Annotated in this window: 7 protein-coding genes and 3 pseudogenes; 2 read left to right on the top strand and 8 right to left on the bottom strand. The window is 53.7% G+C overall.

The window, feature by feature from the left end:
* Positions 1-100: 100 nt before the first annotated feature.
* The 5 genes and pseudogenes from ACI77I_RS31110 to ACI77I_RS31130 form a co-directional block, all read right to left on the bottom strand.
* Complete coding sequence (locus tag ACI77I_RS31110) at positions 101-481, bottom strand: RidA family protein (protein WP_094953846.1); 381 nt, start codon at positions 479-481, stop codon at positions 101-103.
* 71 nt (positions 482-552) lie between these two features.
* Positions 553-711, bottom strand: a pseudogene (locus tag ACI77I_RS31115) (beta-ketoacyl-ACP synthase II); the annotation flags it as partial.
* Between the two features lie 94 nt (positions 712-805).
* Positions 806-2089 (bottom strand): amidase, encoded by a 1284-nt coding sequence (locus ACI77I_RS31120; RefSeq protein WP_406999999.1) that lies wholly within the window; start codon positions 2087-2089, stop codon positions 806-808.
* A gap of 136 nt (positions 2090-2225) precedes the next feature.
* A pseudogene (locus tag ACI77I_RS31125) lies at positions 2226-2444 on the bottom strand (amino acid ABC transporter substrate-binding protein); the annotation flags it as partial.
* Between the two features lie 160 nt (positions 2445-2604).
* Positions 2605-3018, bottom strand: coding sequence for a VOC family protein (locus tag ACI77I_RS31130; RefSeq protein WP_094953848.1), 414 nt, complete (start codon positions 3016-3018; stop codon positions 2605-2607).
* Positions 3019-3131: 113 nt separating this feature from the next.
* On the opposite strand from ACI77I_RS31130, the gene ACI77I_RS31135 reads away from it, so the two are divergent.
* Entirely contained in the window at positions 3132-3992 is an 861-nt protein-coding gene (locus ACI77I_RS31135) for a LysR substrate-binding domain-containing protein (protein WP_407000002.1), read from the top strand.
* Between the two features lie 237 nt (positions 3993-4229).
* On the opposite strand, the pseudogene ACI77I_RS31140 reads toward ACI77I_RS31135, so the two are convergent.
* The 3 genes and pseudogenes from ACI77I_RS31140 to ACI77I_RS31150 form a co-directional block, all read right to left on the bottom strand.
* Positions 4230-4340: pseudogene (locus tag ACI77I_RS31140) on the bottom strand (OprD family outer membrane porin); the annotation flags it as partial.
* A gap of 162 nt (positions 4341-4502) precedes the next feature.
* A complete protein-coding gene (locus ACI77I_RS31145; RefSeq protein WP_407000004.1) occupies positions 4503-5783 on the bottom strand; it encodes a terpene synthase family protein in 1281 nt (426 codons plus the stop codon).
* Between the two features lie 550 nt (positions 5784-6333).
* Positions 6334-7203, bottom strand: a complete 870-nt coding sequence (locus ACI77I_RS31150) for an oxaloacetate decarboxylase (RefSeq protein WP_263272736.1) — start codon at positions 7201-7203, stop codon at positions 6334-6336.
* Between the two features lie 279 nt (positions 7204-7482).
* Between ACI77I_RS31150 and ACI77I_RS31155 the strand changes: the two genes are divergently transcribed.
* Positions 7483-8424 carry a cupin gene (locus tag ACI77I_RS31155; protein WP_407000006.1) on the top strand — a complete coding sequence of 314 codons (942 nt, stop codon included), beginning with the start codon at positions 7483-7485 and terminating at the stop codon, positions 8422-8424.
* The last annotated feature ends 80 nt before the right edge of the window (positions 8425-8504 follow it).

The raw sequence follows: 8504 nt of genomic DNA on the forward strand, positions 1-8504 counted from the left end.
CCCCGTAAAAAGCTTAGCGCAACACAAAAAGTTGCGTAGATACCCATGGCCATAGCAGGCAAGCCAGCTCCCACATTTGATCTGTATTGCTGGTGAACACTCAGGCCTTGGCCGCCATCGCAGTGACTTCTACACGCATGCCTTCCACGGCCAATGCAGCCACACCCAAGGCCGCACGAACCGGCCACGGTTTGGCGAAAAAGCGCTTGTAGACCTCGTTGAACGCGGCACGGTCAGCCATGTCGGTGAGGTAGATGGTCAGATGCATAACCCGGTCCATGGAACTGCCGGCTTTCTCCAGCGCGACTTTCAGCGCTTGCAGGGTGCATTCGCTTTGCACGGTGATGTCGCCCAGTTCCAGGCTGCCATCGGCGCGGGTAGGGATCTGGGTAGAGACCAGGATGCCGTTGAAGCCGACGACGTCGGAAGAAATCGAGTCGGCATCCGGATCGGGGGTGTAAGACAGGTCGTGGTTGGCCATGGGCGCCTCTGGTTAGCTGTAACAGAAAGGCGCCATGGTCCCCGAAAACTAAGGCAGGGGCAAACCTTGGGTTACACCCAACGGCGGAACAGCACACCGGCATTCACGCCACCAAAGCCGAAGCCATTGGACGGTGCGTATTCCATCGGCATGGGCCGCGCTTCGCCGCGCACCCTGTCCAGGCCGTCGGCGAGGGCATCCGGGTTTTCCAGGTTGAGCGTCACCGGGGCGCAAGTACGGTGAAGATCGCTTTTACATTCACCCATCTGCTGGGCATCACGCTAATGCCGCGCATCCGCAACTGGCGCAACCTGCCTCAACCTATTAGCGGGTCGCCCTCAGCACTGCATCAACCTGCTCAGCCGCGTGTAGCAGAGTGCTGTCGTTTCTAAATCCTCCGATCATTTGAAGCCCTGCGGGAAGCGCCCCGGTTTTCCGAGCGAGAGGGATATTGACTTGCGGCAATCCAAATGCCATCCAAAACTTGATGAAGTCGGAAGGTCCCGTGGCTCCGAGGCCCAACGGGGCGACGATGCCACAGCTCGCACCTAAGACTGCGTCAAAAGGCTTGAATATCTCTTCCAAAACGGGGGCCAACTTGGCTAAACGCCTTTTTGCCGCTGACTCTTGCTCCCAGGTTGTCAGACTAGCGCGCTCGAACATGGCTAGCAGTTCAATGCTCAGTTTGTCCGGATGCATTTGCAGTTCCGGGGAGAGTGATCGGGCTCCCTCGCAATCGTTTATCAGCAGATGGTCATCAAATACAGCGGAAAACTCCTCGGGCAGCAGTACCTCGCTTACTTGATGCCCTGCCGATCGCAGATCTTCTACAGCGGCCTCCAGTGATTTGGCTACGTCCTTGTCCACCTGATCCCAACGGGCCGTACGACAAAAGCCGAACGACCGTAAATGGCTTTCATGAGTGCGCTCCGGAAAACCAGGAATCAAGACTTGAGCCATCAGATCCAGGTCACGAACGGAGCGGCCATACCAACCCACGGTGTCGAAACTTGGCGCTAATGGTTTGATCCCCTCAAGAGAAACCAACCCATACGAAGGCTTGAAGGCATAAAGTCCACAATAGGATGCGGGTTTTATCAATGATCCGGCCGTCTGCGTCCCCAAAGCGACCGGGAAAAAACCAGCCGCCATCCCCGCTGCCGATCCGGCACTGGAACTTCCAGGGGTTCTGTCAAGGTCATGTGGATTGTGGGTAGGGCCGGTATGCATGTAAGCAAATTCGGTGGTGTGGGTCTTGCCCATAATGACTGCTCCGGCCTGGCGCAGAAGTGAGACGACATGCGCGTCACGCGATGGACAGTTGTCATCATAGATAGAAGAGTAAAAACGGGTGGGATGATCCACGGTGTCATAGTTATCTTTGATCCCCACTGGAACGCCTGCCAGGAGACCTTTCTCGCTAGTCGTTGTTAATTGACCCGCTTGAGTGCGCACCCCGTCGGGGTCGAAAGAAACGAAAGCGTTTATGCTCGGCTCGCGCGACTCGACACGTTCAAGAAAATGGTCAGCTACCGTCTCTGCGATCACGACATCGGAACGTACCCATTCCGCAATGGCAGTGGCATCAGAATTACTAAAATTGTGCATATCGTTCCTTTGGGGCACTGATAACCCGACGGCTGATTAAATGGCTGTCTTACAACCAACTGATTGAGTTTCGCGTTACATCTCCAATGGGTGTTCGCCGAGTAGCACCCAACAGAACCCGCCTATGTATTCAGCTAACTGCTGCGGCTACGGCACGACAGACGTCGGCGTCTATACCAACAATCTTGCCCGTAGAATCCGGAACGGAGAAACCTGGCAACCCATCGGAGACGCCGCATTGAATGAAACCTTTCTTCTGAATGGCGTCCAGCGTGGAACCTGCGAGAGCTGCACTGCTGACGCCAATCATGGACGCTGCAGTTAGTGCAACCCAGGTGAGTTTGAAAACATTCATTCCAATACCTCAAGTTTGTAGAGCGTTGTTGTTTTTATCAGACGCTTGAGTGTTGTCGAATGCGGGCAAGCGCTCGACGAATTAATCGTGTGAATGCATCTGAACTTCAGTCACCTCTTTAAGGTTGACCGTTACGGGTATTGCGCTGTCAGGAACACGTTCAAGTTGCGTAAACTGATTCCAAATCAGCGAATCCTTTTATCTCGATAGGATTCCCGGCAGGGTCGAGGAAGAACATTGTTGCCTGTTCACCGGGCTCTCTTGGGAAACGGAGGTTAGGTGAGAGAACAAAGTTCACGTCGCCCTCGATCAGGCGGTCTTTTAAAGCACTCCAATCTGACATTTTCAATATCACGCCAAAATGGGGCATCGGCACTCTATGGTCGCCTACCTTTCCTGTATTACTCACAGAGAATGGTTCGCCCAAGTGCAACGATAATTGATGCCCGAAAAAATTGATGTCTACCCATGTTTCGGTGCTACGACCTTCTTCACAACCCAGCAAATCGCAGTAGAACTGGCGGGAAAGCTCCAAGTCGCGGACGTGATACGCAAAATGAAAAATCGACTGCATCGGTTGCTCCTAAAAATCACCGAAAGGTGGAAATGACTGGACCGGCCGAAGCTTGTGCTGGTTTTATGAAAAGAGATAGCATGTAATTTTTACTTCCATCAAAAGAATTTCTTATGGATACGCGTTATCTGAAAAGCCTCGTCACTGTCGTGGAATGCGGTTCCATCGCTCATGCCGCGCGCGTCGAAGGGCTGACGGCAGCAGCGGTGAGTCAGCGAATTCTCGCACTCGAACGGCAACTCGGCTTTGAACTACTGTCTCGCGTCGGACACGCAGCCAAGCCGAGTGAAGCCTGTCTTGGTCTATTGGCCAGAGCTAAACGCATCGTTCGCGAGGTAGCGCTACTGGCGGGAGACGCCGACGTGGAGGGGCTTACGGGACAGTTGAGAATAGGCGCAATTTCGACCGTTCTGACCGGCTTGCTACCCGGAGCATTGCGGGCCCTGACTGAGTTAGCGCCAGGCCTCAAGCCGGTCATCGTGCCGGGAACATCGCGTTTGTTGTATCAAGCACTTCTCTCAGGCGAACTGGACGCTGCCATATTGGTAGCTCCGCCCTTTGAATTGCCAAAAGCTTTGCATAGGGTGTTACTGCGAAAGGAACCGCTGGTTTTCCTATCGAAGGAAAAGTCCTCGGACAGTATCCTTACTCAACTGCAAACCCACTCATACATTCGGTACGATCCAGATTCGTGGGGCGGACGACATGCTGAGCGTTACTTGGCTGACAATGGCTTGATGCCGACGCCCCTGGTGGATCTGGACGCATTAGAGACAATTGCCATGCTGGTAACCGAAGGTCTTGGCGTCAGCCTTGTGCCGTACTGGTCCGGCTTTGAACAGTGGGGCCATAAGTGCGCTGTGGACCGGGTAGGCATTGATCGGTATGACAGAGAGATTGTGCTGATCAGCCATGTTCAGACTGATCGGCCAAACATGTTAAGTGTTTTGTACAAAGTACTTTCAACAGACTAAAACTCATTATTGATCATGTTGTTTATTGAATAGCTGTTTGCGCATCATCCAAAGATTCGACAGGGCTCAGCAAGGTCCGCGGCACAGTATTTTTCGCCAATTCCATGAGGTTTCTTGAGTTCTAGCGGTTGATCAGTGTTATCGCTGGTCGGCTCTTCCAGGTTTATGCTGTATCGGTTGCTTTATAAGTAGGTGCAGCACTTTCAGCTAGCGTGCTTTCGCGGCGATGGCACCGCCTCGGGTGTCATTGATGTCGGCGCCGTTGACGTAGCGGGTCATGAAGCTCAAGCCGGGCATACCGAAGCTGGCCATGTTGAGGTCATAACGCACGCCCCTGAACTGTTCGCCGCAGGCTCTACGGCGGATTTTTTCAGCGCTGAGCATCGGCAGCTCAAGCGGCTGGAAGGCAATAGCGCTGATGTTCGCCTCGTTGCGCGGTAGGCTCAAGATGAGGTTGGTGGCGGTGAGACGCAAAAATGCTTTGCTACTCCACGGCTGATTAAACGCCGCTTATAAAATAATATGGCAGTCCAAGGGTGGGACGTTATACCTGTTAATCAGCGTCATCCATTGCCACTGGGCAATCATCCAGCATCTTCCATAGGCGATGTACGTTGGCAGGCTGTCATCGTCAGGCCAGATTAACAATAGCCTTTTCGCAATTTCATTATAATCAACGACAAAGTTGTTTAAGTGACGGATCGCCTCATTAACGTGCTGCTGGGGGGTGCCGTGATCTCGATACAATAAGGCGAAATTTTCTATTTCTCCATTTATCAGCTCTTTCTTCAAGGACACGACATCATTGACAAATGACGTGTACAGGCTTAGATGATGGTTTAAGTATAAAAACAGGGGGTTTTCTCTAATGTCAGTTGGCAGTGAAAAGCCCCGCAGCAGGCATATCAATTCAAAGTTGGGTACTATTCCAATTGTCATGCTGCGTTTGAAGAAATAGGCCCTCGTAGCAAACCCTGAATCTGTGTTGCCAAGCTCGATGTCACCTGCAGTAGTGTCCGCAGTCCCCCACACGACGCTGCGCATGTACACGACCCAGGAGTCAATGAAATGGTTCGCATCGCCCAAGGGCGCTGTGGCGTTTATTATTTCTTGCCTGTAATCCAATAATGCATTGCACAGCGGTATAAAATAGGGGTAGCACGTATGATCTATGGTGACGTCGTCAACAGTTAAAATACTGCCTTTCATAATATTGCAAAATACTTCCGTGCATTCATAATTTTTTTTGATGGTGATCAGCTGCCCGTCATTGAAGTGGGCGAAGTTATCCATGATGTCATCGAATAGAAAAATGACAACCCAAAAAATAAGCTGGACTCGTTGGCGTTCAAGCGGAATGTCCGGAGCGCAAATAATACTGATTAGAGCATAATCGATAGCCGTGGCTTTGCTGAATATTGAATCGCTGGTGTTGAACCCCCACGCCGTCATCCAGGCGTAACATTTTTCCTGATACGCTTGGATTGTTTCCGTGCTTGCCGGTTCACGTTGCTGTATCAGTGCCTTCAAAGAAAGTGGGGTGATAATGCGCCCTGCAATCGTTACATGTTCACCCGAGGGCGAGGTGCATTCGCCAAAATCGAAGCTTAGTTCAAATTTATTTGTGCTGTAGGCCTCCCAACGCTCATTTAAACGATGGCCATTGCTGTCATAAAAGCGAAAGTCATACATCGAAAAGTAGACGCCTTGCAGTAATTCTGATGGTTGTCCTGGTCTGTTTTCATAGACGTTTCCGAACGGGGCCATCTTCTTATTGAGGTTGACTGTCATGTCTGCCACTCGCCGTTGTTCTCATGTAGGTAATGTTTCAAGGCTTTGAGTATTTATGTCGAGCAGGTCAATGCTTTTTTAATTTGACCAGATGCAGTAAGCCCTCGATGTAACCATACATGCCAGGGCGCAGTGCTGTGCCCATGCCGTACTTCACCCAGACAGCGGGGGCACCCACGTGGTTGCCAGCTACTACATTTGGCAGCTCGCTTAGTTGTGGTTAAGCGAGGGGAGAGGGGACGTTATGGTTTCGGGAGTATTGGTCTGTTCAAGAGCGAGTGCCAGTATTTGGCGAAAATAAATAGCAATAACGCCTAGGCTTAAAGAGTATATCGAAGGCAGGGGCGAGCCCGTCGCCTGGACGTCCAGCTGTACGCGAGGACGGTGGCCGAATGCAGGAAGTTATTGATGATCAGCGGGCGTATGGAATTCAGCTCGACGCGGCAGATGCAATGGCATGTTGTCGCCAATCACCTGGATCGAGATCATCACCCTGAGGGGAAAAGGAGGTGGAGAGTCTGGCGACTCTCCTACGGTTTGGGGCAGGGTTTTATTCTTTCACATCCATGAACTCTTTCGCCCACGCTACATAGCTTTCCGGCAGCGTGTAGGTATGCGTCAGTTCAGTCGCGCTGAGGTTCGAGGTGCTGCTGGTCAACTTGCGTTGCGCACGCAGGCTGTCGTAAGTCGCCTTGATCGACGCAAAGTAGGCCCCATGCCCGGCTACCACAATGCGCACACCCAACGCGGCCAGGCGTTCGCTGTCATTGAGCTGCGGGTTGCCGTAGGTCACCAGCATCAACGGCACCTTGAGGTTTTCTGCGATCTTTTCAAGGTGGTCGAAGTCTTTGACGCCGACCATGCAAATGCCGTCGGCGCCGGCTTTTTCATAGGCTTTGGTGCGGGCGATGACGTCTTCGGTCGGCAGCACGCCGGCGTTGGTGCGCGCGACGATCGACAGTTGCGGGTCGACCCGCGCCTCGAGGGCGGCCTTGACCTTACCGATGCCTTCCTCGACCGAAATCAGGTCGGTGGATTTACGCCCGAATTGCGCGGGCAACAGCGTATCTTCAATCGTCAGTGCCGCCACGCCGGCGCGCTCAAGCTCTTCGACGGTACGCATCACGTTCAGGGCATTGCCGTAACCGTGGTCGGCGTCGGCGATGACAGGCAGTTGGGCCACACGGCCGATGCGGGTGGCCTGTTCGACGAACTCACTCAGCGTGATCAACGCAAAATCGGGTGCCGCGAGGACCTGCAACGATGCGACCGAACCGCCGAGAATACCGACTTCAAAACCCAGGTCGGCGGCGATACGCGCGGACATGGGGTCGAAGACGGAAGCGGTTTCAACGCAGATTTGTTTGGCAAGCAGTTCACGGAAGTTGCGGCGCAGTGCTGAGTGAGAAATCTTTGGCATGTTCTTTCCTGGCTCTGGTCATCGTCAAGTGACGATCAATGTCTATTCATGGTGGCGCCAGATTACCACGCACACGAACGGGGGATTATGACGTTTGAGTATGAGGCAGGCTTCGAGGACAGGGTTCATCGGTTCACGCTTAGGCGATGGACACGCCTGCTGCACCGTCAAAGGGCATAGCTGCCCCATCCTGCACAACTGCTGTGCCACCTGAGTGCTTAATCCCTGTGGGCGCAATGCCTATAGTGGGTTCAAACCAGCCGAAGACTGAGGTGAACCATGAACAGCGAATTCAAGCCTGACCTGACCCCTGATGTGCCGAGCACACAAGTGGACGCCGAATACTTTGAATACAGCAAGGCCGCCAACCCGATCAGTGCCAATCTGATTACGCGTATTCCTTACCACAGCTTTCCGGCCTCGCTGTATGACAGCGGCCCGTCGCGAGTCGTGGCGCTTGACCTCAGCGATGCGCTGGGCTGCGAGGGCCCGGCGACCGGGCCAGGGCTGTGCGCCAACTTTATTCGGCTGAACGCCGGTGAGTCTCTGGAGCTGCACCCGAATGCGACTTCGCAAGTGTTTTATGTGATCGCGGGGGAGGGCAGCGTTGTGCAGGGCGAGCATGAAATTGCCTGGTCTACCGGCTGCTTTATCGCGCTGCCTGGTTTGCTGCAAGCGCGCTTCAGCGCCTCGCAGGATGCGCGCTTGTACTATGTGCACGATGAGCCGTTGTTGCGCTACCTGGGCGTGACGCGCAGCACCGACCGCTTTGTGCCGACCTTGTATCCTGCCGCCCTGGCCAACTTGAAATTGCGTGAAGCGGCGGATGATCCGCGTGCTCAGGACCGCAGCCGTATCAGCATTCTGCTGGGGAATCGCAACTTTCCACAGACCCGAACCGTGACCCATGTGTTGTGGGCCATGTACGGCATTCTGCCGGCCGGCTCGATTCAGAAGCCACACCGGCACCAGTCGATTGCACTGGATTTCATTATCGACTGTCCCACGGGCTGCTACTCGCTGGTAGGCACTGAACTGGATGCCGACGGGCAGATTCGCAACCCGGTACGTGTTGATTGGTCGCCGGGGTTGGCGTTTGTGACGCCGCCGGGGTACTGGCACGCTCACTTCAATGAGTCTGATACTGAAGCATTTCTGATTCCTATCCAGGATGCTGGGTTGCAGACTTACTTGCGCGCGTTGGATATTCGCTTTGGTTGATGGGGGGGGGCGTTTCTTTGGGGCGGTATGGGTACATATCCGTTGCTGCGGTAACGGCGACCTATGGTTCCGCTCTTACA

The sequence above is a fragment of the Pseudomonas sp. D47 genome (assembly GCF_045447305.1).
Classification (GTDB): Bacteria; Pseudomonadota; Gammaproteobacteria; order Pseudomonadales; family Pseudomonadaceae; genus Aquipseudomonas.